This is a genomic window from Dehalococcoidia bacterium, assembly GCA_035574915.1.
Taxonomy (GTDB): domain Bacteria; phylum Chloroflexota; class Dehalococcoidia; order DSTF01; family WHTK01; genus DATLYJ01.
This window is the reverse complement of record DATLYJ010000061.1, coordinates 1-26552: the sequence shown is the minus strand read 5'-3', so window position 1 is coordinate 26552 and position 26552 is coordinate 1. Positions and strand designations below refer to the sequence as shown.

Here is a 26552-nt window from a genome sequence, read left to right as displayed (position 1 = left end):
CAAGCCGCGTCCGCAGCCCGCGCGCCGCGGCCGCGAGACGGAGGAGCAGGCGCGGGCGCGCCGCGCCCTGGCTGCCCGCCGCGGCGGTTCGCGCCGGGCCCTGGAAGAAGAGATCGAGGAGGAGCTGGAGGCCATCGAAGGTCTCGATGACGACTTCGGCTTCCTCTCCGGCAACGAAGACCGTTGATGGAGGAGAGGCTTGCAGCGACGGCAACCGCCGCGGCGCACCTGCATCGCTTGCCGGTCCACGACCGGCAAGCGGGAGCTCGTGCGCATCGTGCGGACGCCCGCGGGCAGCGTGGAGCTGGACCTGACGGGCAAGAAGGCCGGACGCGGGGCCTACCTCTGCCGCCGCGCTGAGTGTTGGGAGGCGGGCCTCAAGAAGGACCGCCTTGGGTCAGCCCTCAAGACACAACTCTCGCAAGAGGACCGTGCGCGGCTCCAGGCCTTCGCCGAGAGCCTGAAAGACGTTGCGGTGGCTTAGCTGCAAATAGAGAGAGGCTGGAAATTTGGTAACGGATAGCAAGACAGTAGTTCTGCCCCGCGCCCTGACTGTGAAAGAGCTCGGTGACCTCCTGCACGTGTCGCCAGTCGAGGTCATCAAGGAGCTGATGAAAAACGGCCTCATGGCGAGCATCAACCAGGTCATCGACTACGACACGGCCGCGATCGTGGCGACGGACTTCGGCTTTGAGCCGGCAGAGGCGGCGCCGGAGGCGGCGCCGGCGGCGACGGCGCCGGCGGCGGAGAGCGCGGCCGTGGCCCTGCGCAAGGCGGTTGACGAGGAGGAGGACCCGTCGAAGCTCGTGAAGCGGCCGGCTGTGGTCACGATCCTCGGGCACGTCGACCACGGGAAGACCAGCCTGCTGGACAGGATCCGCCAGACGAATGTCACCGCCCAGGAGGCGGGCGGCATCACCCAGCACATCGGCGCCTATCAGGTTGAGGTCCAGGGCGAGAAGCTGACTTTCCTGGACACGCCCGGCCACGAGGCCTTCACCGCCATGCGCGCGCGAGGGGCGAACGTCACGGACATCGCCGTCCTGGTAGTGGCCGCGGACGACGGTGTGATGCCCCAGACAATTGAAGCCATCAACCACGCTCGCGCCGCGGGCGTGCCGCTGGTGGTAGCGGTGAACAAGATCGACGTCCCTGGCGCGGACCCGGACCGGGTCCTGCAGCAGCTCACTCAGTACAACGTGGTTGTCGAGGAGTTCGGCGGTGACGTGCAGTCGCAGAAGGTCTCCGCGCGCACGGGCGAGGGCATCCAGGACCTGCTCGAGAAGATCATCCTCGTCGCGGAGCTGGAGGAGCTGAAGGCGAACCCGGACCGGCCAGCCGCCGGGGCGGTGATCGAGGCCCAGCTGACTTCGAATCGCGGGCCGGTGGCGACCCTCCTGGTGCAAAAGGGTACGCTCCGCGTGGGCGACGCGGTGGTCGCCGGAGACACGACGGGCAAGATCAAGGCCATGTTCGACGACCGCGGGCGGCCTGTGGCCGCGGCGGGGCCTTCGACGCCAGTCAAGGTGCTGGGCCTGCGCGAGGTACCGATCGCAGGCGACAGCTTCCGGGTCGTCGCCGACGAGAGGGCGGCCAGGGAGGAGATCGAGCGACGGCGGCGCGAGCGCGAGGAGTCGCTGCGCCAGGAAGCCCACTCGGTGAACCTGGACACGCTGTTCGGGGAGATCAGCGCCGGCCACGTGCGGGAGCTGAACTTGATCCTGAAGACGGACGTGCAGGGCTCCATCGAGCCGATCAGGAATTCGCTCGAGCGGCTGACAACGCCGGAGGTGCACGTCAAGGTGATCCACTCCGGCTCGGGCAACATTTCCGAGTCTGACGTAAACCTCGCCGTCGCCTCGCGGGGGATCATCATCGGTTTCAACACGAAGGTGGACCCGGGGGCGAAGAAGCAGGCAGAGGCCGAGGGCGTCGAGATACGCCAGTACAAGGTGATCTACAACCTGGTCGAGGACATCGAGAAGGCTCTGAAGGGGATGCTCGAACCGGTGTTCGCGGAAGTCGTCGATGGGCACGCGGAGGTGCGCCAGATCTTCCGCATCAGCCGCCGGGGGAACATCGCCGGCTGCATGGTGTTGGATGGTACCATCCACCGCTCCGATCTCGTGCGCGTGCAGCGAGGCGGACAGACTGTCGCCGAGACGAAGGTCGCCAGCCTGCGGCGGATGCAGGACGACGTACGCGAGGTGGCCAGCGGCTACGAGTGCGGTGTTGCGCTCGAGGGCTTCGACGACTTCAAGGAGGGCGACATCCTCGAGTTCTATCACCGCGAGCGCCAGTCCTAGCCGGACGGACCGGCTGAGGAGGCCGCGACATGAATGCAGTGGCAGAGGCGGCCCTTATCCGCATGCGCCGCTCCCTCAACGACCTCCGCTCTGTCGTGCGCGGCCTGCCCGCGGAGGGACTGAACTGGCGTCCGGGCGAGGCAACGAACTCCATCGCCGCCCAGGTCGCCCATGTGCTCAAGTCCGCGAACTTCCTGCTCTCCGCGGCGCACTCGAAGGACGGCGACTTGAACGCGTACCTGAAGGAGCGGGAGGAGGCCTTCCACTTCAGCGGCGACGAAAGAGCGCTGTTGGAGATGTTGGACGCCTTCGACAGAAGGCTGCCGGCCCGCCTCGCCGACATCGACGAGCACGACCTGGCGGACATCGTGGGCTGGCAGGGCGGGCCCTGGGAGCCGGCCAGCGTCGCCTGGTGCCTGCTGGGCGTGGTCGAGCATCTGCGCGAGCACGTCGGGGCCGCCGCGCTCACCAGGCAACTGTGGGAACAACGGGATCGGAGGTGAGCCGATGTCCCGCCGCACCGAGCGAGTCAACGACCTCATCCGCGACGAACTGAGCGAATTGCTCCTCCGTGAGCTGAACGACCCCCGCCTGGGCGGGCTGATCTCGATTACCCACGTCGACGTCAGCCCCGACCTCATGACCGCTCGCGTCTTCGTGAGCGTAATGGCGCCTCCGGAAGAGCAGAAGCAGGCGATGAAGGCACTGGAGGCGGCAGGAGGCTTCATGCACCGTGAGCTCAAGAAGCGCCTCACGATGCGAAAGGTGCCTTTCCTTAGCTTCAAGCTCGACACGTCGATCGCGGAAGGCGCCGAAGTCCTGAGCCTGCTCGACAAGGTGCAGGAGCAAGACCGCGCCCGAGGTCAGAGCTGACCAGCGGTATTCTTAACATAAACAAGCCCGCAGGCTGGACATCCTTCGATGTCGTGGCCTTCGTGCGGCGCCGGGCCGGCGTCAAGCGCGCCGGCCACGCAGGCACGCTCGACCCGTTCGCGGAGGGCGTGTTGCCTGTCTGTCTCGGCCAGGCCACGCGGGTAATCGAGTACCTGATGGACGCCCGAAAGGAGTATCGGGCGGTGGTGCGCCTCGGGCGCGAGACCGACACCTATGACATAACCGGCACCGTGCTGCGCGAAGCGGACGCGTCCGGCGTGACTCGTGAGCAGTTCGAAGAGGTCCTGCAGAAGTACGAGGGCGAGATTATGCAGAGGCCGCCCCCGTTCAGTGCCATCAAGAGGGAGGGCGTGCCGCTGTACAGGCTCGCCCGCGCCGGCCAGGCGGTCGAGGCCGAGCCCCGCCCGGTCCGCATCTACAGGATCGCCGTGACCCTGTTCGAACCACCCCTCGCCGGCTTCGAGGTCGAGTGCGGCAAGGGCACCTACGTGCGGTCCCTGGCTCACGACATCGGCCGCGACCTCGGCGTTGGCGGCTCGCTCGAGTCGCTGGTCAGGACGCGCGTGGGACCTTTTTCGCTCGAAAAGGCCGCCGGCATCGAAACGCTGAGGTCCGAGTTCGAGACGGGGGACTGGGTCGAGAGGCTGGCGGCGCCCGACGAGGTGCTGCTGGACCTCCCCGCGGCGGTCTTCGGGGAGGAGAACGAGCGCCGCGTACGCAACGGGATGGCTCCGAGGTTGGCCGTCGCGGCGGGAGGCGCCAGCGGCCGCATTCGCGCCTACACCTGCGGCGGTGACTTCCTGGCGGTCATGCATGTGGATGCGCCCGCGGTCTGGCGGCCAGAGAAGGTCTTCGCGAGCGGCTAGGTCGCTCAGCGCGCATTCCCCGCGGGCCGCTCTTCCGCTACACTCTGCCTGACTTATGACCGCCAGCGACCCCGCCGACGCGGAGCTCCATGAGCAGGCACTCGCGGGCGACAGGCAAGCGCTGGACGAGCTGAGGGCTCGGATCCAGTCGCGCCTGTACGACCTCGCGCTCCGTATCTCCATCGATCCGGCCGTCGCAGCAGACGCCACCCGCGCCGCGTTTGACCGCCTCATCTCAAGCGAGCGGCCGCAAGGGATTTCGTTCTACGCCTGGGCCCTGGCCACCGTGCGAGACGAGACGCTGGAGCGAGTCCGCACGCGCGCGGGCGCCGCGGACGAGACGCGCGCCGCCCTCTCACCGGTCGACGCTTCTTTCAGCCTGACAACGGGCGGTGGGGACGAGGAACTCAACGCCTGGGTCTGGCAGGCCGCGCGCTCCCAGAGGCCACGAGACTACAGTCTCCTTGACCTGGCGCTCAGGCGCGGCCTCTCGGCGGACGAGATCGCGGACGCGACGGACATGTCGCACAGCGGCATCTACGCGATCCTCGGCCGCCTGCGTGGTCTCTTCGAAGAGTCCTTCACTTCCAGCCTGCTGTACCACCGCGGGCGCGAGGCTTGCGCCGAACTCGCCGCGCTCGTAGAGCAGCATCCGAGCCTTGGGCCATCGCTCCGGCGCGAGATCGCCCGGCACGCAGAGGGCTGCGGCGCCTGCAGGCAGACGCGGCGCTCCTTCCCGTCGCCGGCCGCCCTGTTTGCCGCCTTCGAGCTCGTGCCGGCCCCGCAGGGCCTCTGGGACACAGCGACGCCGGAAGCGGAGCCGGCGGCGAGCCCGCAAGCGGCGCTGCCGCTCGCCGTTGCCGGCGTGCCTGCTTCGGGCGGCAACGGCAGCTCGGGAGAGGACGAAGAGGTGTCTCCGACGCCCCTTCCGTCAGCAGACGAAGGCGACGCCGGCCTGCCAGCGACCCTCGAAGCCCGAGATCGTCGGGGAGAGGACGCCGCTCCCGAGACGGAGCCGGAGCTCGCCGCCGTCTCGGACCTCGCATCAGCTGCGGACGCGGACGTTACGCTCGCTGCTGGCGACGCTCCAGCAGCCAGTCTCGCCGTCGCCGCGGCGGCCGAGGAAGAAAGCGCGGCCGCGGAAGGCGGGGAGGAAACGCCGGAAACGCCGTCGCCGCGCCGCCCGGGCCGGCGCGCGGCCGGGGCGGCCGCTGCCTCGCAGGCGGCCGTGCAGGAGGAGCGCCTGCGCTTCGAGCGAGACCCCTACCTCGCGGGCATGGGTTCTGGCTCGGGCCTGCCGCCGAAGCGGCCGTGGGACCGCCTGAGGGACTGGTTCCAGGAGCAAGGGCCGGCGCGCATCTCCCTGACCGTCCTCTTCGGCGCGGCGCTCGTCGTCGCCGTCTACCTGGGCCTCGCTCTTGGCGCTTCCATCGAGGATGGAGGCGAGGGCGCGGCCGGCGGCGGGCTCGCGGCGTTGCCCACGACTACGCCGGGGGTGCGCCAGATCGGTTGCGGCACCGGCAGGTACAACCTGGACCGCGGGAACAGCTACACGCTGACGTTCGAAGCCTCGGCTCTACCTGGCTTCCAGATCTCGAAGGTCGGAGTCTCGCCGAAGTCGGAGGGAGCGATCGCCCGGGCGCTGGAGGCGAAGGCGTCCGCCGCCTTGACCCTCGAGGTCGTCGCCCTGGCGACTTCTGGGACCGGCCGCGATGACGAGTACGTCATCGACGTTACTTTCTCGAAGCCCGGGGAGAGGGACATCGTGTCTGAGTGCACGGTGTTCGTCCGCGCTCCGGCCGCGACGCCAACGCCTCAGCCTTCGCCGACGGCTGCGCCGCCGACGGCGACCCCGAGTCCCACGCCGCGGCCCGTGTCTACGCAGCCGCCGGCACCGACCCAGCCACCGGCGCCGACGCCCATCCCGGTCACGCCAAGCCCGACCTACAACCCGACGATCCCGACGTGGACTCCCTCGCCGCTCCCGACGCACACGCCGACGCCCACGCGCACGCCAACGCCTATCCTGTAAGGGCGCCGAGGACGAAGCCCGAGCGCTAAGCCGTTCGGAAGCCCGGGGCCGGGACGCTGCGGTCCGGTCTTAGAGCAGGCCGCGCTCGCGCAGGACGCGCTCCGTGGTCGCGCCGATCTCGGCGGGCGAGTCGCAGATCACGGCGCCGGCATCGGCCAGGGCGGCCTTCTTGGCCGCGGCCGTGCCGGTGTTGCCGGCGATGATAGCGCCCGCATGGCCCATGCGCCGTCCCGGCGGGGCGGTGCTGCCGGCGATGAAGGCGATGACCGGCTTGCGCATCTCCGCCTTGATGTACTCGGCCGCCTCCTGCTCGGCGGTGCCGCCGATCTCTCCGATGAGGACTACGGCTGCCGTGTCGGGGTCGTTGTTGAACATCTCCAGGACTTCGCGTTGAGACGTGCCGATGATCGGGTCGCCTCCGACGCCCACCGAGGTCGACTGGCCGATACCGCGGCGGGTCAGCTGGTCGACGGCCTCGTACACGAGAGTGCCGCTGCGGGACACGACGCCGACGTGGCCAGGAGTGTACACGCTGCCGGGCATGATACCGACGCGGCATTCGTTCGGGGTCATGACGCCGGGGCAATTGGGCCCGATCAAGGTGATCCCGCTGCCACGCAGGGCGCGCTTCACGCGCATCATGTCGATGACGGGAATGCCCTCGGTGATGCAGATGATGACTCCGATCTCGGAGTCGGCCGCTTCGAGTATGGCATCGGCGGCGAAGGGCGCCGGCACGAAGATGAGGGAGCAGTCGATCGGCCCCGCTTTCTTGACGGCCTCTTTCACCGTGTTGAACACGGGCACGCCGAAGGCCGTCTCCCCACCGCGGCCGGGAGTACAGCCGGCGACGACCTTGGTGCCGTACTCGATACAGCGCTCGGTCTGGAAGCCGCCCTCGCGGCCGGTGATGCCCTGGACGAGCACGCGAGTGCTGGAGTTGACAAGAATGCTCATGGCAGGCCCTTCTAGTTCCCGGCCGCGGCGGCGACGGCCTTGCGGGCGGCCTCGCCCAGGTCCGCGGCGCGCTCGACCCTGAGGCCGGACTCGTCGAGGAGGCGGGCGCCTTCCTCCAGGTTCGTGCCCGCCAGGCGGGCCACTACCGGCACGCGCACCGCCATCTGCTTGTGCGCCTCGACGATGCCCTGCGCGATCACGTCGACGCGCGCCATGCCGCCGAAGATGTTCACGAGTATCGCCTTTACGTTGGGGTCGGCGGTGATGATGCCGAAGGCGTTCACCACGCGCGAGGGGTCGTTCACGGTACCGATGTCGAGGAAGTTCGCCGGCTCGCCGCCCGCGAGCTTGATCGCGTCCATGGTTGCCATGGCCAGGCCGGCGCCGTTAACGACGCAGCCGATGGTGCCGTCCAGCTTGATGTAGTTCTGGATGCCCTCGTTTTGGGCGCGGACCTCGAGCGGGTCTTCCTCGTCGATGTCGCGCAGTGCGGCGATCTCGGGATGGCGGAAGAGGGCGTTGTCGTCGAAGTTCACCTTGGCGTCGAGCGCCAGCACCCGGCCGTCCTTCGTCACCACGAGGGGGTTGATCTCGGCGAGCGAGCAGTCTTTGTCGATGAACAGGTTGTACAGGCCCGTCAAGAGGGTGGTCGCCGCGCGCAGCTGGTCGCCTCCCAGGCCCAGGGCGAAGGCGAGCTCGCGGGCGATGTAGGGCTGGAAGCCCGCGGCGGGGTCGACGTCCTCGCGGTAGATGGCGTCCGGATTGGAGGCGGCCACTTCCTCGATCTCCATGCCGCCCTGGGAGGAGCCCATGAGGACCGGACGCCCTATGCTGCCGTCGATGAGTACGGCCAGGTAGAGCTCGCGGTCAATCGCCGTCTGTTCCTCGACCAGCACGCGTCGCACCAGCCGCCCCTCCGGCCCGGTCTGCGGCGTGACCAGCGTCATGCCGATGATCTGGGACGCGACTGCCTCGGCCTCGTCCGGCGTGTTCGCCAGCTTGATGCCGCCGCCCTTGCCCCGGCCGCCGGCGTGCACCTGCGCCTTCACGACGACAGGCACGCCCAGCTCCGCGGCCACCTGCCCTGCCTCGGCTGGTGTGGAGGCGACGCGGCCGCGCGGGACGGGCACGCCGTAGGAGGCCAGCAGTTCCTTGGCTTGATATTCGTGGACCTTCACGGGACCTCCCGGAGAGAGTGGTGGGCTGACTCGGCGCGACGGGGTGACAAGCCGGAGTTTAGCATTTCGCCCCCTACAGACCAGACTCGCCGCGGCCGCAGCGGCCAGGTCGTAGTACTCTTAGGCCGTCATGCCACGAATACCTCAGATCACCGACAAGTCCTCCCTTTCGCCGGAGCACCACGCCGTCTTCGACGCCATCGCCGGCAGCCGTGGCGCCATCGTGGGGCCGTTCCCGACGCTGCTGCACAGCCCGGAGGCCGCAGAGCGCGTCTCCGCCCTCGGCCACTACCTGCGCTTCGATTCCGCCCTTACGCCCATGCAGCGAGAGGTCGCGATCCTGACGGCGGCGCGCGAGTCCGACTGCGACTTCGAGTGGGCCGCGCACACGCGGCTCGGGCGCCAGGCAGGCGTGCGTGAGGAAGTGATCGAAGCGATCGCTAACCGGGGGCCGCTGAGCGGCCTCAGCGACGAGGAGGCGGTGATCGTCGCCTATGGCCGCGAGCTGCTCGGGAAGCACCGCTTGTCCTCCGACACGTACCAGAAGGCCGCAACGCTGCTCGGGGAACGGGGAGTCGTCGACCTGACCGCGCTGTTCGGGTATTACACGATGATCGCGTGCGTCCTCAACGCGTTCGAAGTGCTCCCGGCCGAGGGCGCGGCGCGCCTTCCATAGCCTTGGACGGGGGCGGTGACGCCGAGGCGCTTCGGGTCGCGGCCGTCCGGCCGTCATGGGCGGGCTCGACGTTTGCCGCCTTTCGCTTTCGCGGTTACGGCGCCCTCTGGCTGAACGTCCTCTTCACTACGCTGGGCGTTGTCTCCTGCATCACGACGCTCTTCGTGGTGATGGCGGACCTGACAGGGACCAACCGCGGCGTGGGCGGCGTGACCTTCGCCCTGGGCGTGCCCATGCTGCTACTGGGGCCGGTTGCCGGCGTCCTCGCGGACCGGCTCTCGAAGCGCCTGGTGCTCCTCGGCGGGCAGGCCGCGATGGGCGCTGGCGCCTTCGTCCTTGGCCTGCTCATCACCACGGACCTGGTCTCGGTGCCCTGGGTGCTCGGTTTCGCGGTGGTGGTGGGGATGTGCCTGTCCCTGCTCGGGCCGGTGCAGATCGCCTATATGGGTTCCATTGTCCAGGCTGAGGGCCTGGGCAACGCCACGGCCCTGTTCCAGGCCTCGCTGAACCTCACGCGGGTCGTCGGCCCCTTCCTCGTCGCGGGCCTGGTGGCTCTGCCGGAGGCCGGCACCGGCGGCAGCATGTTCCTGGTCTCCAGCCTGATGGCGGCGGCGATGCTGCCTCTCGCTGCCATGCCGCCGAGCCGGCCGGGTGGGGCCTCGGTGGACTCCGTGCTTGCCTCCCTGGGCATGGGGCTCCGCCATGTCATCTACCGCCCCCTCCTCCGCCAGCTCGTAATCGCGTTCCTGCTCGTCACGCTGATCGGGTTCTCGTATTTCGTGGTGCTGCCCCGGTTTGCGGCTAACGTGCTCGGCGCGGGCGAAAGCGGCTACGGGGTGATGGTCGGCGTTTCCTCCATCGGCGGCCTGGTAGCGACGGTGCTGATCGCCCCGCTGGCCGACTCGCCGCGCGTGTTCACGTTGCTGCGCGGCGCCGCCTTCGGTTTTGGCCTGATGCTCATCGTCACCGGCCTCGCGCCGGGCTTCATCACCGCGCTCGCGGCCATGGTGGGCGTGGGGGCGGCCGCGAGCGCGTTCCAGGCCCTGAACAACGCCGCCGCTTATCGGGCCGCGGACCCCGCTTACCTCGGCCGGATCACCGCTCTCATGAACCTGGCCTGGAGCCTCACAAACCTGGCCGGCCTGCCGGTTGGCCTCATCGCCGACGCGGCGGGCGAAAGGACGACCCTGGCCGGAATCGGCACGACCCTGTGCGCGCTCGCGCTTCTCCTGCTCGCTTGGGGAGGCGGAGCCTCCGCGCGCAAGCCGGTGGGGCCCTGGGCCGGGAGGGACGAGGAGGTGGCGCGTGCAGATTGATTTCGCCTTCCTGGCCGACGCCGCAGTGGCGGAGGGAAAGCTCCATGCCCTCGGCATCGGCATCGACGTCATACACGCCCGGCAGGTGCCAGCCACGCACCCGTCGTTCGCGCTGGTCGCGCAGGTGCGGGCGAGCGTGACCGAACAGGGCACGAAGGAGCTGGTGGTGCGGCTCATCGACGAGGACGGCGGCGACGTGGCGCCGCCGGTCCAGGCGCAGTTCAGCATCGGCCAGCCCGCCGCAGGCATGCTTGAATCGACTGCGCGCATCATCGTCGGCTTCAACAACGTGACTTTTCAGCGCTATGGCTCCTACTCGCTGCACCTGCTGGTGCAGGGCCACGAGATGGCGCGCCTGGGCCTGCGGGTGATCCCGCCGCCGGGGTGAGGATGTCGGGCTCGGCCACTTGGGTACAATGTCTGCGGAGGGGTGGCAGAGCGGTTTAATGCAGCTGTCTTGAAAACAGCAGTGGGCGCAAGTCCACCGGGGGTTCGAATCCCTCCCCCTCCGCCACGAGGTACACCTGCCCTCCCTCTACAAGGTCGCCCGGAAGCTTGCGGACTCCGCGCCCATCACCTTGCGCTACATCAAGCAAAACCTGAATGACGCCGACCGCATGTCGTTCGCCGAGTTGTTGGACGTCGAGGCTGTCCGTCACCTCACCTCCGGGACCACCGAAGACGCGCGGGAGGCGGCGCGCGCCTTCCGCGAAAAGCGGCCGCCAGTGTTCAAGGGGCGATAGGAGACGACCGATGCTCCGCATGCGCCAGATATGCCTTGTCGCCAGCGACCTGCAGAAGGCGGAAGAGGACCTCTCCGCCGTTTTCGGCCTCGCCGTCTGTCACCGGGACGCCGGCGTCGAGGTCTTCGGCCTGCGCAACTTCCTCATGCCCGTCGGCAACAACTTCCTGGAAGTCGTCGCGCCCTTCCGCGAAGGCACCGCCGCCGGGCGCTACCTTGAACGGCGCGGCGGCGATGGCGGCTACATGGTGATCATGCAGACCGACGACGTGCTGTCCGCGCGGGAGCGCGTGCTCTCTATGGGCATCCGCCTCGTCCTGGACGACGTCGCCCGCGGCCGCCGCGAGAGCGCCGGCATCCAGCTCCACCCCCGCGATGTGCCCGGAGCGATCGTCGAGCTGCGCCAGGACCAGGACGACGCCAGCCCGGACGGTCCCTGGCGGCCGGCCGGGCCCGACTGGAAGGCCGCCCGTACCGGGCTTGTCCGGGCGATGACCGCCGCTGAGGTCCAGACGGATGATCCTCCGGCATTGGCCCGGCGCTGGGGCGAAGTCATCGAGCGCGCGGTCAGCGTAGGCCCCCGGGGCCCGGAGATCGCCCTCGATGACGCCGTCCTGCGCTTCGTCCCCGCGCGAGACGGGCGCGGCGAGGGCCTTGCCGGCCTCGACTTCGAGGTCGCCGACAGAGCCCGCATCATGCAGGCCGCCCTCGCCCGCGGCTGCGTGGCCGATGGCGACACCGTGGTCGTCTGTGGCGTCCGGTTCCGCCTGATCGAGCGCCGGTAGGCTCGGAAAGCTCTTCGCCCGGCGGCCTTCGGCAGCATTAGATCTGGTCCGCCGCCGGCTACGAGATGCTACCAGCGTTCCCAGTGCACGAAGGCGTCCAGCGGCCTGCGGCCGGCGTTGGGGTTCGGCGGGCGCGCCCTGCGCGCCTCGCGGTCGATGTGGCCGATGCTCACTACCGTCCAGACCTTGCGTCCCGGCGGGATGCCCAGCTCCCTGCGGATGATCTCCGGCCCCTCGCCCTTCAGGGTCATGACGTTCGAGCCCAGCCCGTGGGCGCGAGCGGCCAGCATCAGGCGCTCGACCATGCGGCCGTTGTCGAAGGCCTCGAGCTCGGGGCGCTCCGGGTCGCCTGGAGTGACCGTCAGGATCGCGACCGGCGCGCTGCCGGCGGCGCGAGCGCCGTTGTCCGCCATCTTCTGTCGCACGGCGGGGTCGCGCACCACCACGAGCTCCACCGGCTGGCGGTTGCTCGCGCTGCCCGACCAGCGCGCGACCTCCAGGATGTCCTCCAGCGCGTCGTCGGACACGGGGTCGGGCGTGTATTCGCGTATCGCCCGTAGGCCCTTCAGGAAGCGAATGAAGTCATCGGGTCGGCGGCTCATCTCCACCTCGATCTAGGTCCAAGTCTCTCGCTAGTCAACTGCATCCCAGCCGGGCGGCGGGTTCGCGCCCCAGGATATGCTCAGGAGCGAGTCGCCCCGGTCGCGGTTCACCGGCTTGAACAGCTCCCACTCCCAGGCCTCGGCTTCGATGTCGATTATCGGGTAGCCGATCGGAGTGCCGCTTCCGATGCAGACGAACGTCTCCGGGTCAAAGCCGTGTACGCCGTATGCCTCGGCGATAGCGGTCCCGACCTCCTTCTGCCACCTCGTCGGCCTCATGCCCCACCTCGGGACGACGGAAGGGCTGCGGCCCATGACCTTGAAGCTGGCAGGGTGCGCCATCCGGCCACAGCTCAGTTGCCGCTCGGCGCGCGGCACGGGCGCGGCGCTGAGCACCCTGCCTTCCAGCGCGCCGAACAGGCCGCGTCGGCGAAATTCCAGGCCAACGCAACAGATGCCGGCCAGGCTTACGACCTGCCGGGGCAGTCGCGGCAGGTCCATCACCCGCGTCTCGCCGAGGGCGAAGCCGGCGGGACGCCCGTCATGGTAGGCGATCGCCAGGTAGCCCAGGCGGCTCAGCGACTTCTCGATGTAGGCCAGGTCCGCCTGGCGATAGGACGCGCGGAAAAGCTCGCACACGACGGCATAGTCGCCTGCCGTGATGTCGGCGGTCGGCAGAAGGCGGAACTCGAAGTCGCTCAGGTCGCGCCGGGCGGTCACTTATGCCTCCGATGACTCACGATACGGGCGCGGGCGCCGCGAGACCAGAGGGCCGGGCGCACCATTCCGGTTCGACGGCACGCCTTCTTGCGCCAGGTCCACCCCTGCGATGCTCTTCGCACAGTGGCCGCGACCCGGCTCCGCAGGCCCCGTGCAGCCCTCGAGGTCCATGCCGCGCCGGACTGGCGCGCACTCATTCCCCTTCAGCGGCTGTTGCCATAAACTAGGCCAAATGTTCGCCCCGCCCGAGGCCATCGGGGCGGCGGCAACAAGGCGTTTTCGGACGACGAAATCGCTGCCGGACTGACTGAGAGACATGCGGGCCCGACTGATGTGACGACACCCATCCGCCGCCAGTACCTCGAGGTCAAGCGCCGCTTCCCCCAGGCAATCGTCTTCTTCCGCCTGGGCGACTTCTACGAGACCTTTGACGACGACGCCAGGCTGGTGGCCCAGGAGCTCGAGATCACGCTTACCTCCAAGCCCATGGGCAAGGACTTGCGCGTCCCCCTGGCCGGCGTACCCCAGCACTCCTTGGAGGCACACCTCAAGAAGCTCGTCTCCCGCGGCCACAAGGTCGCCATCTGCGAGCAGATGGAGGACCCGCGTAAGGCCAAGGGCCTCGTCCAGCGCGACGTCGTGCGCGTGGTCACCCCCGGCACGGTCGTCGAGGAGAGCCTCCTGCCCTCGGCCTCGAGCAACTACCTCGTGGCCCTGGTCCCGGAGCCAACCCTCCCCGGGCCGCCTGGCCGCGCCGCTGGTTCGCTCACTCTCGAGGGCCGGGCCGCGGGCCTTGCTTACGTCGATGTCACCACCGGCGAATTCGCCGCCACCACCCTCGCCGAAGCCGATGTCCCCGCCGAGCTCGCCCGCCTCAACGCCGCGGAGGTCATCGTGCCCGCGGGCGTCGACCTGCCCTTCGCCGTCGACTGCCCACTCACTCCCCTCGACCGCCGCTACTTCCATCTGGACGATGCCACGCGCGTCCTGCAGCAGCACTTCGGTGTCGCATCCCTGGACGGCTTCGGCCTGCGCGGCCAGACGCAGGCCGTCTGCGCCGCCGGCGCCGTCATCGCCTACCTGCTGGACAACCAGAAGGCCGCGGCGGGCAACGTGCGCGACCTCCGCGTTTACAACCCCGGCGCCTTCATGGTGCTCGACGCCTCTGCCCGCCGCCACCTCGAGCTGTTTCAGACCTCACGCGATGGTTCCCGTAAGGGCTCCCTCCTCGATGTCATCGACGCCACCCGCACGCCTATGGGCTCGCGCATGCTGCAGTCCTGGCTGGGCCGCCCGCTGCTCGACCCGGCCCTCATCAATGCCCGCCTCGACCGCGTCCAGCGCTTTCACGCCGACGGCCTGCGCCGCGCCCGGGTGCGCGAGTGCCTCGCCGCCATACCGGACCTCGAGCGCATCCTCGGTCGCGTAGTCGCGGGGGCGGCGTCGCCGCGCGACCTGGCCGGCCTGCGCCGCGGCCTCGACGCCTTCCCGGCGCTCGTCGCCGCCGCCGCGGAGCCCTGCGACGAGTCCGGCCCGCTCAGGGCAGCGCTCGCCGCCGCTTCCGAGGCCGCCGCCCTCCTGGCCGCGGCGCTTGAGGACGAACCCGCGCCCACCGTGGGCGAGGGCGGCGTCATCCGCCCCGGCTTCTCTCCCGACCTCGACGAAGCGCGCGCCCTCACCCGAGACGCCCGCAAGGCGCTGGCGGTCATGGAGACGACGGAGCGGGAACGCACCGGTATCCGCTCCCTTCGCGTCGCATACAACCGCGTCTTCGGCTACTACATCGAGGTCAGCAAGGCGAACCTGGGCATGGTGCCGGCGCACTACCAGCGCAAGCAGACGCTGGCCGGCGCCGAGCGCTACGTCACGCCCGAGCTCAAAGACCTCGAAGAGCGCATCCTCCAGGCCCGGGAGGCCATCGGCGACCTCGAGGCATCCCTCTTCCAGCGAGTCTGCGCCCAGCTCGCCGCCATGTCCGCCGGCCTGCGGGCCGCCGCCGCGACCGTCGCCGAAATCGACGCCGTCAGCGCCCTGGCCGAGACCGCTGCGCGCTACGGCTACACCCGGCCCGAGGTCGACGAGAGCAGCCGCATCGAGGTCCGCGATGGCCGCCATCCCGTGGTCGAGCGGGCCCTTGGGGAAGGCCGCTTCGTGCCCAATGACTGCGAACTCGACACCGAGGAAACGCAGATCGTGGTCCTCACGGGGCCGAACATGGCCGGAAAGTCCACTTACCTGCGCCAGGTGGCGCTGATCGTGCTCCTGGCGCAGGCCGGCAGTTTCGTGCCCGCAGCGTCGGCCCGCATTGGCGTCGTCGACCGCATCTTCACCCGCATCGGCGCCCAGGACGACCTCAGCCGCGGCGAATCGACCTTCATGGTCGAGATGCTCGAGACCGCCGCCATACTGCGAAACGCCACGCGCCGCTCCCTCATCCTCTTCGACGAAGTGGGCCGCGGCACCAGCACCTACGACGGGCTGGCCATCGCCCGCTCCGTCGTTGAATACCTGCACAGCCGTCCGGGGCAGGCCGCGAAGACACTGTTCGCGACCCACTATCACGAGATGACGGCGCTGGCGGCAACCCTCCCGCGCGTGCGCAACTACAGCGTCGCCGTCGTCGAGCAGGACGGGAAGGTCGTGTTCCTGCACCGCATCGTGCCCGGCGGCGCGGACCGCAGCTACGGCATCCACGTCGCCGAGCTCGCCGGCATGCCAGCCCCGGTCCTGCAGCGCGCCCGCGAGGTCCTCGTCTCCCTCGAAGCCGCGGCCGCGCGCGGCGGCGCCCGCCGCCTAGCGCCCCCACCCCAGGCGGCCCTGCCCCTCCTTGCCCCGCCCTCCGCAGTCGAGCAGGAACTGGCCGCCCTCGACCTCGACGCGCTCACTCCCATTCAGGCCCTCAACAAGCTCTATGAGCTGAAGGCCCGGATCTCCGGAGACCCGTCGAAGGCTGAGCATCCGGCAGCCGGCAGCGTCGAGGGCTGATGGGCCAGAGGCTGCGGGCGCATCGCCACTCCGCGCGCGCTCGCGAGGCGCGCCTGCCGCGCTCCCGCAGGCGACTGGCCTACACGGCTGTCGACACGCCGATCACTTTGCCCAGTGCGAAGGTCAACGCCGCCGCCACGCCTCCGATGAGGAGTTGACGGAGGCCGCTGAGGAGGGCGCTGCGGCCCGTGAAGATCGACAGCGAGGCGCCGACGCCGAAGAGCGCCAGGCCCGCGATGCCGATACTGACGAGGACCAGCGGCGTGCTTGCCCCGAAGAAGAACGGGATTACCGGCAGAAAAGCGCCAATCGCGAAGGCCAGGAAGGAGCCGATCGCGGCGCCCCAGGGCGAGCCCAGCTCACGTGGGTCGAGGCCCAACTCCTCCCGCACCAGGGTGTCCAGCGCCACGCCCTTGTCCTCCAGGAGGCGGCGCGCCAGGCTGACAGCCTCCTGTCGCGGCACGCCCTTGGCCCTGTAGATCAGGGCCAACTCCTCTAGCTCCTGGTCCGGCGTCACGGCCAGCTCGGCCGACTCCAACTCGATCTGGCGCTCGAACAACTCGCGCTGCGCCCGCATCGAGACGTACTCACCCGCGGCCATCGAGGAAGCGCCCGCGAGCAAGCCGGCGAGGCCGGCCAGAAGGATCACGTCAGCGTCCGCGGAGGCGCCGGCGAATCCCATGATCAGGCTCATGTTCGAGACCAGCCCGTCATTGACGCCGAAGACGGCCGCCCGCAAGGTGCCGCCGCCGCCGGTGCGGTGCCAGCGCTCGCCGGGGCCCTGGACCGCCGCAAGCGCCCCCAGCACCCGCGCGTGCGAGCGTTCGTCCGGCGCCAGCTCTGCGGTCGCCTGGTCCTGGCCCGCGTACTCGGCGGTGCCTGCGATTTCCATGCCGTGCAGCAACGGATAAACGATGCCGTTGCCGAATAACCGGGCGAGGAGCTTCATGGCCCGCGTCTGCGCGCTTAGCCTGTGGCGCGGCAAGGGGATGCCCAGGTCGCGCAGGCCGCGCTCCATGACCTCGGCATGCCGGAGCTCCGTGTGTGCCATCTCCTGCAGCACGCGGCGGCGCTCCGGGTCCGTCTCCCGCTCCGCCAGGAAGGTGTATAGCTCCGCGGCGTCGAGCTCGTTGCGCCAGTTCGCCAGTACAAGTTCCGGGTTAGGTGGTGGTCGTTCAGCGGTCGGGGTCGTCATACTCCCATGCTAGCCAGCATCCCTTGAGGGGTCTACGGCCGGATCGCCCCTCTTGCGCGACTCGACCAGCCCCCGCACCACCGCCTCCAAGGCCCCCGTCGCAAGCGCGACCCCGAGGGCGATGAGCACGCCGCCGGCGAGCGTCGCCGCCGTCACCGGCTCGTCCAGCACCACGGCCCCGAGCGCCACGCCGACCACGGGGATTACGTACGTGACGAGCGAGGAGCGAAAGCTGCCGGCGTGCTCTATGAGCCAGTAGTACAGGATGTAGGCGAGGCCCGTGCCGAGGAAGGCCATCGCCGCCAGCGAGCCCCAGACGTCCCAGGAGAGGTGGAACCTGGGCGTCTCCAGGAGGAGCAGCGCCACTACCGTGACGGCAGCCGAGATCGTGATCTGCCCGGCGCTGATCACGATGCCTTCGACGCTGCGCACCAGAGAACGGACCATGATATTGCCGCCGGCATAGCAGAGCGTCGCCAGCACCACGGCGCCTTCGCCCACCAGGGCGCGGCCGTCCAGCCCGCCGGCCCGGCCCCCGGAGAGCAGCGCCACGCCGGCGAAGCCCAGGAACGCCCCGCCAAGGGCGCGCGTCGTCAGGCGCTCGTCGTCGAAGAGGCCAGCCGCCAGCAGTAACGTGAATATCGGCATGAGGGCATTCAAGATCGCCGCTGTGCCGCTCTCGATCCGCGTCTCTGACCAGGTGATGAGAAGAAAGGGCGCCACGGTGGCGACCAGCGACAGCCCCACGAGCCGCGCGGCGATCGCGCCTGTCAGCCGCGGCTTCCGCGGCCGCAGCGCCACCACGGCGCCGAGGACGAAGGCGCCGCCCGCCGCCCGGAAAGCGACCGCCTGCAGCGTCGAGACTTCGTCCAGGGAGACACGGATGAAGAGGAAGGACGCCCCCCAGATGAGCCCAACTCCGAGGAGCGCGCCCCAGGCCCGGGGCGTCACTGCTTCGCGATGCCCGGCGCGCCCAGGTAAAAGCGCGGCACACTCAGCGCGCGCCGCATCCTGATCCTGCCGGCGCCATCCCAGTTCGGCGTGCCTGCGTCCGGCAGCGGCTCCGCCGTGGAGGCGATCAGTGCCTTCACGGCCGACGGGCTGAGGTTCGCCGTGTGCGATATCAACAGGGCGGCCAGGCCGGAGACGAGGGGCGCCGCGAAGGACGTGCCGCTGGCGAGCGCGTAAGGGCCGTCCTGCACGCAGAGCCAGGTGACGTTGCAGAAGTTCGGCGGCACGGTGCTAATGATGTTGAGGCCAGGAGCCGCCACCGTGACCTCCGGGCCCCAGTCGCTGAAGGGCGAGCGCGCATTCGGGTCCCCTGGCGCGCCGGACGAGGCGACGGCTATGGTCTCCGGCAGGCGCGCCGGGAAAGACACCCGCGCGTGTCCTTCGTTGCCAGTCGCCGTCACGATCACCATGCCGTAGCGATTGGTCGCCTCGCGGATCGCGTTTCCCAGCGTGACCGACTCCCCGTCCGCCCCGAACGAGAGGTTGGAGACCCGCGCCCCCATGCGCGCTGCGTAGAGCAGTCCCTGCGCCGCGTCCGCCGCCGTGCCCCCGCCCAGGCAGTCGAGGATCTTGACCGCCATCAGGCTGACTCCCGGCGCGACGCCGCTGATCCCGGTGACGTTGTCCGCCCTCGCGCCGATGATGCCGGCAACGAAGGTCCCGTGGCCGTTGTCGTCGCGGATCCCGGCGTTGGCCTGCATGTTGCACCCGGGGCCTGCCTCGTCCGGCGTGACGAAACTGCAGCCGTTCACGTCGTCAACGCAGCCGTTGCGGTCGTCGTCCACGCCGTTCGCGGGCACCTCGAACAGGTTTTGCCAGAGGCCTTCCCGCAAGTCCTCGTGCTCGAAGTCGATCCCGGAATCGAGCACGGCCACCACCACGGCGTCGTGCCCACGCTCGATGTCCCAGGCGCTCGAGGCCTCGATGCGGTCCAGGTAGCCGGTCTGGCCGCTGAAGAGGATATCGTTGGGGACGTAGGTGGCGCGGACCAGGTGGTTCGGCTCCGCGAAGCTGACCCACGGCAGCGCGCTCACTCGCGCGATCGCCTCCGCCATCCCTTCACCGCGCGTCAACTCCGCCCGCAGGACGCCGAGGTCGGCGATGCGCTCCCGGACCTTCAGCCCGAGGCGCGACTCGAGCATCTCGTCCGTCAGCGCGGCGGCGTGAGGCGTGAGGTGGACGAGCACTTCGCCCGCCGCCGCCGGCGCGTCCAGGTCCGGAGCAGGGCGCGGCGCCGGCTGCGCCGCCGGCCGGAGGAGGAGCAGCGCGGCCACGAGGGCGAGCGACGAGATCGGCAGGACGCGCAGCATGACTCCTCGCTATCGAGTGACAGGCTGGAACGAATACCGTCTTATTGTCTACGAGACAGAACGCAGCACGACAGTCGCGGGTTAATCCGGCCGCTAAAATCTCACAGTGCCGATCCGAATCCTTCCGCCGGAAGTCGCCCGCCGTATCGCCGCCGGGGAGGTCGTCGAGCGGCCGGCGTCCGTCGTGAAGGAGCTGTTAGAGAACTCCCTTGACGCCGGCGCCACCCGCGTCAGCGTCGAGATCGCGGAGGGCGGGACCCGGCTGATCCGCGTGACCGACAATGGCTGCGGTATCGAATCCGGCGAGCTCGAGCTTGCCTTCCGGCGCCACGCGACGAGCAAGCTTGAGGCCGAAGACCTCGGCGCGATCGCGACCCTCGGCTTCCGCGGCGAAGCCCTCCCGTCAATCGCCGCGGTGTCCGATGTCGAGGCGGTCTCGCGCACCGCCGGCGCGCCCTCGGCCACCCTCGTGAGGCTCGAGGCCGGCGAGGTCGTCGAGTCGCGGGCCGCGGCCGGCCCGGCCGGCACCTCGATCGCCGTGCGCAACCTGTTCCGCCGCCAGCCGGCGCGCTTGAAATTCCTCCGCTCCGCCTCCGCCGAGGCGGGCCAGATCGCGACCGTCGTCAGCCACTATGCCCTCGCTTACCCGGAGGTCGCCTTCTCCCTCGTCGTAGATGGCCGCGAGACGTTCGCGACATCGGGTAGCGGCTCGAGGCGCGAGGCCGTGTCCGGCGTCTACGGCTCCGGCACGGCCGCCGCGATGATCGAGGTCTCGGAGTCGTCGGAGGACCACAGCCTGGAAGCCCTGATTGGCGCGCCGGGGCTCTCCCGCGCCAGCCGTTCTTACATAACCATCTTCATCAACCGGCGTTGGGTGCGGTCGCGGACGCTGGCATTCGCCGTCGAAGAGGCCTACCGCGGCCTCCTGCCGGCGGGGCGCTACCCGATTGCCATCGTAGACCTCCACCTCCCGCCCTCGGAGGTGGACGTCAACGTGCATCCGGCAAAGGCCGAGGTGCGCCTGCGCGACGAGCGCCGCGTGTTCGGCCTCGTCCAGCGCCCGATCCGGGCCGCGCTCGCCGGCATGGCCGCGCCCTCCTACGGCGCCGCTCCCGCCTGGCCGCGCGCCCAGCCCCTCGCTTCGTCCTGGGCGCCGGACGAGCCCGCCGGGGTGCCGCACGGCGGGCCGCCGCAGCCTGAGGTCGAGGCCAGGCAGCAGCCCCTCCCCACACGCATCCCCGTCCTGCGCCCACTTGGCCAGGCAGGCACCACCTACGTCATCGCCGAAGGGCCGGCCGGCCTCTACCTGATCGACCAGCACGCGGCCCACGAGCGGGTGTTATTCGAGCGCATCCGCGCCGGCAGGCAAGGCGGGCCGCCCGCCTTCCAGGGCCTCCTTGCGCCCGCGACGCTGGAGTTAACGCCCCAGCAAGAGGCGCTGCTCGACGGGCATCGCGAGGCGCTGCGCAGCGTCGGCTTCGAAGTCGAGGCCTTTGCCCCCGGGCGGCGGCACCGCGGCCCCGGGGGCTACATCCTCCGCGCCGTGCCGCCTTTGATGAAGGCGGACGACCCGGGGCGCGCCTTCACGGAGGTCCTTGACCTGCTCACTCGCGAGGACGCGCCCGCGGACCCTCTGGACCGCCTGGCAGCGTCCCTCGCATGCCACGCCGCCGTGCGCGCCGGACATAGCCTCTCCGTCGAAGAGATGCGGGACCTGCTGCGCCAGCTCGAAGACTGCGAGACGCCCCAGACCTGCCCCCACGGCCGGCCGACGATGCTGCACCTCAGCGCCGATGAACTGGCGCGGCGCTTCGCCCGAAGGTAGGCCGGCTCAGTCCCCGTCGCTGTCCGCGTCCGCCCCGCCGCTGTGCCTGTACAGCAGCACCTCGACGTCCGAGATCACGACCAGGCCCTCGCTGACCATCTCGTCCAGCTTCGGCAGCACCTTCTCGATGCGGTCCGGCCGGTCGATCACCTCGATGACGATGGGCAGGTCTTCGGATAGGCGCAGAATGTGCGCCGTATGGATGCGGCTGTTCGCACCGAACCCGGCGATGCCGCGCGTCACCGTCGCTCCGGCCAGGCCTTCCGCGCGCAGCATCTCCAGGATCGCGTCCGAGAGCGACCGGTGGTGCCAGCGGTCGCTCTCGCCGATGAAGATCCGCAGTTGCTTGCCGGGGCCCGCTATCTTCATGTCGCTCATACCGCGCGGCCCAGACTCAGCCCGGCATAGGTCGCGATCAACCCAATCACGATGCTGCCCCCTATGTTAGCCGCAGCCGCGAGGTAGTCGCCTGTCTCCAGGCGGTCAAATGACTCGTACATCAGAGTCGAGAACGTCGTGAAGGACCCGAGAAAGCCGATCGCCAGCGTCGTCCGCGTGAGCGCGCTCACATTCCAGCGCCCCTCGCTGATCGCGATCACCACACCAAGTGCGAACGCGCCCACGACATTCACCGCGAAGGTCCCCCAGAGCGTAGGGTGTCCGATGAAGTCGTTCACCCAGCCCTGCATCTTGTACCGAGACACCGCTCCCAACGCTCCCGCCAGGGCAATGAACGCCAGCCGCTCCAGCACGTCCCTCCAAACGAAAAAGGCTCCTACCCGGGGTAGAAGCCATCAGTCCTTGTACAAAGGACGGTTTCCCTCCGCGTTAGCGGAGGGGCGCGGACCTCATCGCGCTGGATTTACCGTAAGCCCGCACGGTCGCAGGCGCAAGCCTAGGGGCCTGCGCCTGCCGCGGCCCTCTCGTCCTCCATCATGTAGAGGAAGTAGTAAAGCAGTCCTGCGGCGCCGCCTCCGAGCAGCGGCCCCACGAAGTAGATCCAGAAGTCGTCCCAGCGGTTGAACACCACCATCGGGCCGAAGCTGCGCGCCGGGTTCACGCCCGAGCCCGTCATCGGTATCGCCACCAGGTGGATCACCAGTATCGCGAAGCCGATCGCCAGCGGCGCGATCACCGTGTTCCCCTTCGGATAAACCGCCGCACCGAACACCGTAAAGACCAGCAGCCCCGTGAGCAACGCCTCGATGCCAAGCGCGGCGAGGTTGCTGGAGACCACTTCGTCATTCACGCCGTGGCCGCCGATGCCGGGTACCCCGTTCAACACGTCATCGACGATGAAGACCTGGAGGAGCGCAGCACCCAGGAGCGCCCCGAGGAGTTGCGCCACCCAGTACATCAGCCCGCGCGTTACGGTGATCCGGTTGGTGATCACCGCGGCGAATGTCACCGCCGGGTTGATGTGCCCGCCGGAAATCGGCCCGATGGCCGCGACCAGCAGGGCGATGGCGAGGCCGTGGGCAAGGGCGATCAACGGGATGCCGCCGCCCCCTTCCGTCGCCAGAAATGCCACGATTGAGCCCACGCCGACGAAGACGAAGAACGCTGTCGCAATGAACTCTGCTATCGAAGCCTTGATGGCCTCTCGCGAGGATAGCTCGCCGGTTCCCAGGCGAAGTTCGGGAGCCTGAAGAGACATACGCGCTTCCCTCCGTGAATAAGGGCGAATACGGCGTCAATGTAGCATCAACTGTAAAAGTGTCAAGGCCTATCAGCAGTTTCGGCTTGATCGCAAGTGGGCCCTGCGCCATCATTCAGTCTCGGGCACAGGGCCATTAGGCCCTCTCGCGGCCGTCCGGTCGGCCCATGCGAATGGCCCAACTCAGGCAGACACTGGTTACGTGGTAGCGGCCCGCTCGTCATCGCGGCCGCAAGGAGGAGCTTATGTCGGACGATAGCTACTGGCAGCGCTTCAGCCGCGTGCGCGCCTCGCGCCGGCGCGCCCTTGGCGGCGCCGCAGCGGTCGGGCTCGGCGCCGTAGCCCTCGCTTCGGTCGGGTGCGGTGGCGGGGGTGACGGCGGGAGCGGCGGCGGACCCATCGACGCCAGCGGCCTTCTAGGGGAGCGCGTCGACACGACGAAGCAGGCCCGGCCGGGCGGCACTTTCCTCGGCCTCACTACCAGCGACGTCACCAGCTTCGACCCGCTCACGTCGCCTTCGTTTACCACCCAGGTGGTCGCCGGCTGGGTCTACAGCCGCATCCTGAAGGTCGTGCCCGGGTACAAGGTGCCCTCGCAGGGCGACGTCGAGGGCGACCTCGCGGAGTCCTACGAGGTGTCTCCCGACAAGTTGGTGGTGACCCTGAAGCTGCGGCCGAACGCGAAGTGGGATGCCCGCGCGCCCACCAACGGCCGCGCTGTGACGGCGGACGACGTGGTCTTCTCCTGGAACCGCTTCGCCTCCTCGTCACCGTACCGCGGCGACCTCGCCTACACGGCGAACAAGGACGCGCCCATCGAGTCGATCACGGCCGTGGACGCAAACACCCTGCGAGTGAAGTTGGCGTTCCCGGACGCGGCCGTGATTACCATGCTCGCTTCGTCTTCGCACCTGTTCATACTGCCGGCCGAGGCGGACGGGAAGTTCGACCCTAAGGGCGAGACCAGGGGTTCGAGCGCGTGGTTCCTCGAGAAGTACCAGCCCTCGACGGGCTTCACCTACGCAAAGAACCCGAACTGGTACAGGACCGACCGCCCGTTCATCAACAAATACGAGTACCCGATCGTAAGCGAGTATGCCGCTGGTCTGTCACAGTTCCGCGCCGGCAACGTCTACTCGTTCGGCGTCCGCCAGGAGGATGTCCTCCAGACGAAGCGCGACATCAACCAGCTGCTGATGCTGCAGGGGAACTTCAACCGCCTGTGGTACAACTCCTGGTTCGGATACGAGGGTAACTCGCCGTTCAAGGACGAGCGTGTCCGCCAGGCCTGGTCGATCTCCATCGACCGCGACCTCTGGATCGACACCTTCGGCAACACGGAACCATTCCTGAAGGCCGGCCTCCCGGTGGAGAAGCGGTGGCACAGTCACTTCCCGTCCGGCATCGAGGGATGGTGGGTCGACCCGCAGGACCAGAAGACCTTCGGGCCGAACGCGAAGTACTTCCACTATGACCCCGCGGAGGCGAAGAAGCTGCTCGCGGCGGCGGGATACCCCAACGGCGTCGACGTCAACGCCTACTACATCTCCACCAGCCAGTACGGCACCAGCTTCCCCAACCAGGCCGAGGTCCAGGTCGGCTTCGCGCGCGAGGTGGGCTTCCGGGTGAAGATCGAGAACCCGGACTACCAGACCGAGTGGCTGCCGAAGTATTACTACGGCAAGGGGGCGTTCAACGGTATAGCGATCGGCGCCGACAACCCGGAGCCGGACATGGGCGTATTCATGTTCGCCCGCTTCCACCCCCAGGGCCCGCGCTTCAAAGGCTTCGACCCCTCGGGCTCGAACCCGGCGGCCGGCGACCCGGCGGTCACGAAGTTCATCCAGGACATCCGCTCGGAGTTCGACACCGACAAGCGCAAGGCGATCGCGAAGGCCTACCAGCAGTACATGGCGAAAGCGATGTGGGCCGTGCCGTTCCCCGGCCAGGCCCGCGGCTTCACGCTCGACTGGCCGGTGGTGGGCAACGCCGGGGTGTTCCTGAGCGGCTCGCTCTACGCGGGCGGCAGCGAGACGGCGATCCACATCTGGATCGACGACACGAAGCCGCCGATCGCAAAGGGCTAGCGGGCCGCCCAGTCTGCCCTCCCAGGCGGGGGACGCGCCACCGCGGCGCGTCCCCTCGCCTTTTAGCTCTCGGCGCGGCCCAGGTGCCGGACGAAGAAACTCTCGAAGGCCTCCCGCTCGAACGCAGGGATGCCGGTGTGCCCGCCGGGATTGATGTGCATCGTCTTCTGCCGCGAGCCGAAGGCATCGAACAAGGCGATGCCCGCCTCGCGCGAGACCAGCTGGTCGTGCCACTGGAACACGAAGAGGATAGGGATCGTGATGCTGCGCGCGTCCTTTTCGAACTCCTCGGCGCCAGGGCGCAGGCCCGCCAGGCCGAGGACGGCAGCCTTGATCCGTGGCTCCGAGGCAATGAACGGCACCCCGATTGCTGTGCCCATCGACACGCCCCAGTAGCCAACGGGCCCCTCTCCGACGTAATCGAGTTGCTGGGCGGCGTCCAGAGTCGCCTTCCATTCGGGCACCGCGCGGCGCGTGCGCTCGCTCATCACCCGCATTTCCTCCGGCGGCCGGGTCTGCTGGCGGTTGCGCATGCGCTCCGCGAGCGCGGCCTGGGCTGCGGCCTGCGCCTCCGGCGTCGTCCGGTCGCCGTGCCCGGGCGCGTCGATGGCGATGACCGCGTAGCCGTGATGCCTCACCATGCTCCGGGCGCGCGCCAGGATGCCCTCCGTGCGCTTGTGCTGCGTGCCGCCGTGGCCCTGCAGGAGCAGGGGCCGCGGCCCTTTCGCCCCCTCCGGCGCCCAGATGATCCCGGGCACCCGCTCCCCCGCGACCTCGATCTCGAAGCCGCGTTCCGTTACCCCCATCTCTGTGCTCTCAGACGTGAACCTCAACTCGTCCTCGCTCTAGGCTCCCGCTTGCTCTCCTGCCCTCTAACGTCCCCTGCTCCCTGTCTCCCGCTTCCCCGGCTGCGGGTCTTACGCCCTGAGGTCATTCGTGTAGTCGTGGTACATCATCACGCCAATGCCGCCGGAGCTACCCCAGCGCCCGTCCTTGTAGGTCATGATGCCGAGGGAGTGCGTCTCCGAGGTCGGCCGGCTGTCGGCGGTGTAGCGCACATACCCGCCGAAGGTGTGCGCCTTGTTCACGGTGGCGTGCAGCACGCGCGCTTCCGGCAGGTTGATGGTGTAGTCCCACTGGCCGACGCCGCCGCCGGCCCACTCCGCGAACTGGGCAAAGTTTGCGTCCGCGCGAGCGACGCTCTCCGGCGTGGTCTCCGAAATCCGCAGCCGGCTCTTCACGCCCCTGACCTGGTAGCCCGCCATAGGGTCGCCGCCGCGGGCATTGCCGGCATTGGCGCGCGGGTTACCCAGCGTGAGGTTGGCTCGCTTTCCGAACTGGTGGGTGCTGTTGAGCACCGACTGGTCGCGCAGGGTGTAGCCGAGCATCCAGTCGCGCCCGCGGCGCA

At 69.2% G+C, this 26552-nt stretch carries 27 protein-coding genes and 1 tRNA gene; 16 read left to right on the top strand and 12 right to left on the bottom strand.

Features of this window, described 5'->3' with window-relative positions; translation table 11 throughout:
• The 7 genes from VNN10_05850 to VNN10_05820 all read left to right on the top strand — a co-directional run.
• Window positions 1–187 (top strand): hypothetical protein (locus tag VNN10_05850; GenBank protein ID HXH21532.1); only part of this gene is annotated, 187 nt, incomplete at its 5' end.
• Window positions 188–199: 12 nt separating this feature from the next.
• Entirely contained in the window at window positions 200–484 is a 285-nt protein-coding gene (locus VNN10_05845) for a YlxR family protein (protein HXH21531.1), read from the top strand.
• A 25-nt stretch (window positions 485–509) separates the two neighbouring features.
• Window positions 510–2306 (top strand): translation initiation factor IF-2, encoded by a 1797-nt coding sequence (gene infB, locus VNN10_05840; protein HXH21530.1) that lies wholly within the window; start codon window positions 510–512, stop codon window positions 2304–2306.
• A gap of 29 nt (window positions 2307–2335) precedes the next feature.
• Window positions 2336–2809, top strand: coding sequence for a DinB family protein (locus VNN10_05835; GenBank protein HXH21529.1), 474 nt, complete (start codon window positions 2336–2338; stop codon window positions 2807–2809).
• 4 nt (window positions 2810–2813) lie between these two features.
• A complete protein-coding gene (gene rbfA / locus VNN10_05830; protein ID HXH21528.1) occupies window positions 2814–3179 on the top strand; it encodes a 30S ribosome-binding factor RbfA in 366 nt (121 codons plus the stop codon).
• Complete coding sequence (truB, locus tag VNN10_05825; GenBank protein HXH21527.1) at window positions 3176–4066, top strand: tRNA pseudouridine(55) synthase TruB; 891 nt, start codon at window positions 3176–3178, stop codon at window positions 4064–4066. Before rbfA ends, truB begins: the two co-directional genes overlap by 4 nt.
• 55 nt (window positions 4067–4121) lie before the next feature.
• Window positions 4122–6098, top strand: a complete 1977-nt coding sequence (locus VNN10_05820) for a hypothetical protein (protein HXH21526.1) — start codon at window positions 4122–4124, stop codon at window positions 6096–6098.
• Between the two features lie 69 nt (window positions 6099–6167).
• Here the strand turns inward: VNN10_05820 and sucD are convergent, their stop codons facing one another.
• Together sucD and sucC are read right to left on the bottom strand one after the other, a co-directional pair.
• Entirely contained in the window at window positions 6168–7055 is an 888-nt protein-coding gene (gene sucD, locus VNN10_05815; GenBank protein ID HXH21525.1) for a succinate--CoA ligase subunit alpha, read from the bottom strand.
• Window positions 7056–7066: 11 nt separating this feature from the next.
• Window positions 7067–8233 carry an ADP-forming succinate--CoA ligase subunit beta gene (sucC, locus tag VNN10_05810; GenBank protein HXH21524.1) on the bottom strand — a complete coding sequence of 389 codons (1167 nt, stop codon included), beginning with the start codon at window positions 8231–8233 and terminating at the stop codon, window positions 7067–7069.
• Between the two features lie 130 nt (window positions 8234–8363).
• Here sucC and VNN10_05805 point away from each other — a divergent pair, with 130 nt between their 5' ends.
• From VNN10_05805 to VNN10_05780, 6 genes are all read left to right on the top strand, one after another.
• Window positions 8364–8909 carry a carboxymuconolactone decarboxylase family protein gene (locus VNN10_05805; GenBank protein HXH21523.1) on the top strand — a complete coding sequence of 182 codons (546 nt, stop codon included), beginning with the start codon at window positions 8364–8366 and terminating at the stop codon, window positions 8907–8909.
• 2 nt (window positions 8910–8911) lie between these two features.
• A complete protein-coding gene (locus tag VNN10_05800; GenBank protein HXH21522.1) occupies window positions 8912–10225 on the top strand; it encodes an MFS transporter in 1314 nt (437 codons plus the stop codon).
• Entirely contained in the window at window positions 10215–10613 is a 399-nt protein-coding gene (locus VNN10_05795; protein HXH21521.1) for a hypothetical protein, read from the top strand. The genes VNN10_05800 and VNN10_05795 overlap by 11 nt, the downstream gene beginning before the upstream one ends.
• Window positions 10614–10649: 36 nt before the next feature.
• Window positions 10650–10739 (top strand) — tRNA-Ser (locus VNN10_05790).
• Window positions 10740–10803: 64 nt separating this feature from the next.
• A complete protein-coding gene (locus VNN10_05785) occupies window positions 10804–10968 on the top strand; it encodes a hypothetical protein (protein ID HXH21520.1) in 165 nt (54 codons plus the stop codon).
• 10 nt (window positions 10969–10978) lie between these two features.
• Complete coding sequence (locus VNN10_05780; protein HXH21519.1) at window positions 10979–11752, top strand: VOC family protein; 774 nt, start codon at window positions 10979–10981, stop codon at window positions 11750–11752.
• A 68-nt stretch (window positions 11753–11820) separates the two neighbouring features.
• On the opposite strand, the gene VNN10_05775 is transcribed toward VNN10_05780, so the two are convergent.
• Window positions 11821–12354: a nitroreductase family protein gene (locus VNN10_05775; GenBank protein HXH21518.1), complete on the bottom strand. Its 534-nt coding sequence runs from the start codon at window positions 12352–12354 to the stop codon at window positions 11821–11823.
• 30 nt (window positions 12355–12384) lie between these two features.
• Window positions 12385–13074 carry a hypothetical protein gene (locus VNN10_05770; protein HXH21517.1) on the bottom strand — a complete coding sequence of 230 codons (690 nt, stop codon included), beginning with the start codon at window positions 13072–13074 and terminating at the stop codon, window positions 12385–12387.
• 333 nt (window positions 13075–13407) lie between these two features.
• On the opposite strand from VNN10_05770, the gene mutS reads away from it, so the two are divergent.
• Complete coding sequence (mutS, locus tag VNN10_05765) at window positions 13408–16059, top strand: DNA mismatch repair protein MutS (GenBank protein ID HXH21516.1); 2652 nt, start codon at window positions 13408–13410, stop codon at window positions 16057–16059.
• Between the two features lie 79 nt (window positions 16060–16138).
• Here the strand turns inward: mutS and VNN10_05760 are convergent, their stop codons facing one another.
• The 3 genes from VNN10_05760 to VNN10_05750 are packed head-to-tail and all read right to left on the bottom strand — an operon-like array spanning window position 16139 to window position 19575.
• Window positions 16139–17254: a VIT1/CCC1 family protein gene (locus VNN10_05760; GenBank protein ID HXH21515.1), complete on the bottom strand. Its 1116-nt coding sequence runs from the start codon at window positions 17252–17254 to the stop codon at window positions 16139–16141.
• 9 nt (window positions 17255–17263) lie between these two features.
• Complete coding sequence (locus tag VNN10_05755) at window positions 17264–18205, bottom strand: DMT family transporter (GenBank protein HXH21514.1); 942 nt, start codon at window positions 18203–18205, stop codon at window positions 17264–17266.
• Window positions 18202–19575: a S8 family serine peptidase gene (locus VNN10_05750; GenBank protein ID HXH21513.1), complete on the bottom strand. Its 1374-nt coding sequence runs from the start codon at window positions 19573–19575 to the stop codon at window positions 18202–18204. Before VNN10_05750 ends, VNN10_05755 begins: the two co-directional genes overlap by 4 nt.
• Window positions 19576–19681: 106 nt before the next feature.
• Between VNN10_05750 and mutL the strand changes: the two genes are divergently transcribed.
• On the top strand, window positions 19682–21400 hold the full coding sequence (gene mutL, locus VNN10_05745; GenBank protein HXH21512.1) for a DNA mismatch repair endonuclease MutL: 1719 nt from the start codon (window positions 19682–19684) through the stop codon (window positions 21398–21400).
• A 6-nt stretch (window positions 21401–21406) separates the two neighbouring features.
• On the opposite strand, the gene VNN10_05740 is transcribed toward mutL, so the two are convergent.
• The 3 genes from VNN10_05740 to VNN10_05730 form a co-directional block, all read right to left on the bottom strand.
• Window positions 21407–21769, bottom strand: coding sequence for a DUF190 domain-containing protein (locus VNN10_05740; GenBank protein HXH21511.1), 363 nt, complete (start codon window positions 21767–21769; stop codon window positions 21407–21409).
• A 5-nt stretch (window positions 21770–21774) separates the two neighbouring features.
• Entirely contained in the window at window positions 21775–22152 is a 378-nt protein-coding gene (locus VNN10_05735) for a CrcB family protein (protein ID HXH21510.1), read from the bottom strand.
• Window positions 22153–22295: 143 nt separating this feature from the next.
• Entirely contained in the window at window positions 22296–23057 is a 762-nt protein-coding gene (locus VNN10_05730; protein ID HXH21509.1) for an MIP family channel protein, read from the bottom strand.
• A gap of 245 nt (window positions 23058–23302) precedes the next feature.
• On the opposite strand from VNN10_05730, the gene VNN10_05725 reads away from it, so the two are divergent.
• Entirely contained in the window at window positions 23303–25144 is a 1842-nt protein-coding gene (locus VNN10_05725) for an ABC transporter substrate-binding protein (protein ID HXH21508.1), read from the top strand.
• Between the two features lie 62 nt (window positions 25145–25206).
• Here the strand turns inward: VNN10_05725 and VNN10_05720 are convergent, their stop codons facing one another.
• Both VNN10_05720 and VNN10_05715 read right to left on the bottom strand, forming a co-directional pair.
• Entirely contained in the window at window positions 25207–25950 is a 744-nt protein-coding gene (locus tag VNN10_05720; GenBank protein HXH21507.1) for a dienelactone hydrolase family protein, read from the bottom strand.
• A gap of 111 nt (window positions 25951–26061) precedes the next feature.
• Window positions 26062–26552, bottom strand: a 491-nt coding sequence (locus VNN10_05715) for a hypothetical protein (GenBank protein HXH21506.1), incomplete at its 5' end; no start/stop codon positions are given.

Coding starts and splice junctions, on each gene's coding strand:
- VNN10_05835 (HXH21529.1), top strand. CDS start 2,336: ATGAATGCAGTGGCAGAGGCGGCCCTTATCCGCATGCGCCGCTCCCTC.
- rbfA (HXH21528.1), top strand. CDS start 2,814: ATGTCCCGCCGCACCGAGCGAGTCAACGACCTCATCCGCGACGAACTG.
- VNN10_05820 (HXH21526.1), top strand. CDS start 4,122: ATGACCGCCAGCGACCCCGCCGACGCGGAGCTCCATGAGCAGGCACTC.
- sucD (HXH21525.1), bottom strand. CDS start 7,055: ATGAGCATTCTTGTCAACTCCAGCACTCGCGTGCTCGTCCAGGGCATC.
- VNN10_05805 (HXH21523.1), top strand. CDS start 8,364: ATGCCACGAATACCTCAGATCACCGACAAGTCCTCCCTTTCGCCGGAG.
- VNN10_05780 (HXH21519.1), top strand. CDS start 10,979: ATGCTCCGCATGCGCCAGATATGCCTTGTCGCCAGCGACCTGCAGAAG.
- VNN10_05775 (HXH21518.1), bottom strand. CDS start 12,354: ATGAGCCGCCGACCCGATGACTTCATTCGCTTCCTGAAGGGCCTACGG.
- VNN10_05760 (HXH21515.1), bottom strand. CDS start 17,254: ATGACGACCCCGACCGCTGAACGACCACCACCTAACCCGGAACTTGTA.
- VNN10_05750 (HXH21513.1), bottom strand. CDS start 19,575: ATGCTGCGCGTCCTGCCGATCTCGTCGCTCGCCCTCGTGGCCGCGCTG.
- VNN10_05740 (HXH21511.1), bottom strand. CDS start 21,769: ATGAAGATAGCGGGCCCCGGCAAGCAACTGCGGATCTTCATCGGCGAG.
- VNN10_05730 (HXH21509.1), bottom strand. CDS start 23,057: ATGTCTCTTCAGGCTCCCGAACTTCGCCTGGGAACCGGCGAGCTATCC.
- VNN10_05725 (HXH21508.1), top strand. CDS start 23,303: ATGTCGGACGATAGCTACTGGCAGCGCTTCAGCCGCGTGCGCGCCTCG.
- VNN10_05720 (HXH21507.1), bottom strand. CDS start 25,950: ATGGGGGTAACGGAACGCGGCTTCGAGATCGAGGTCGCGGGGGAGCGG.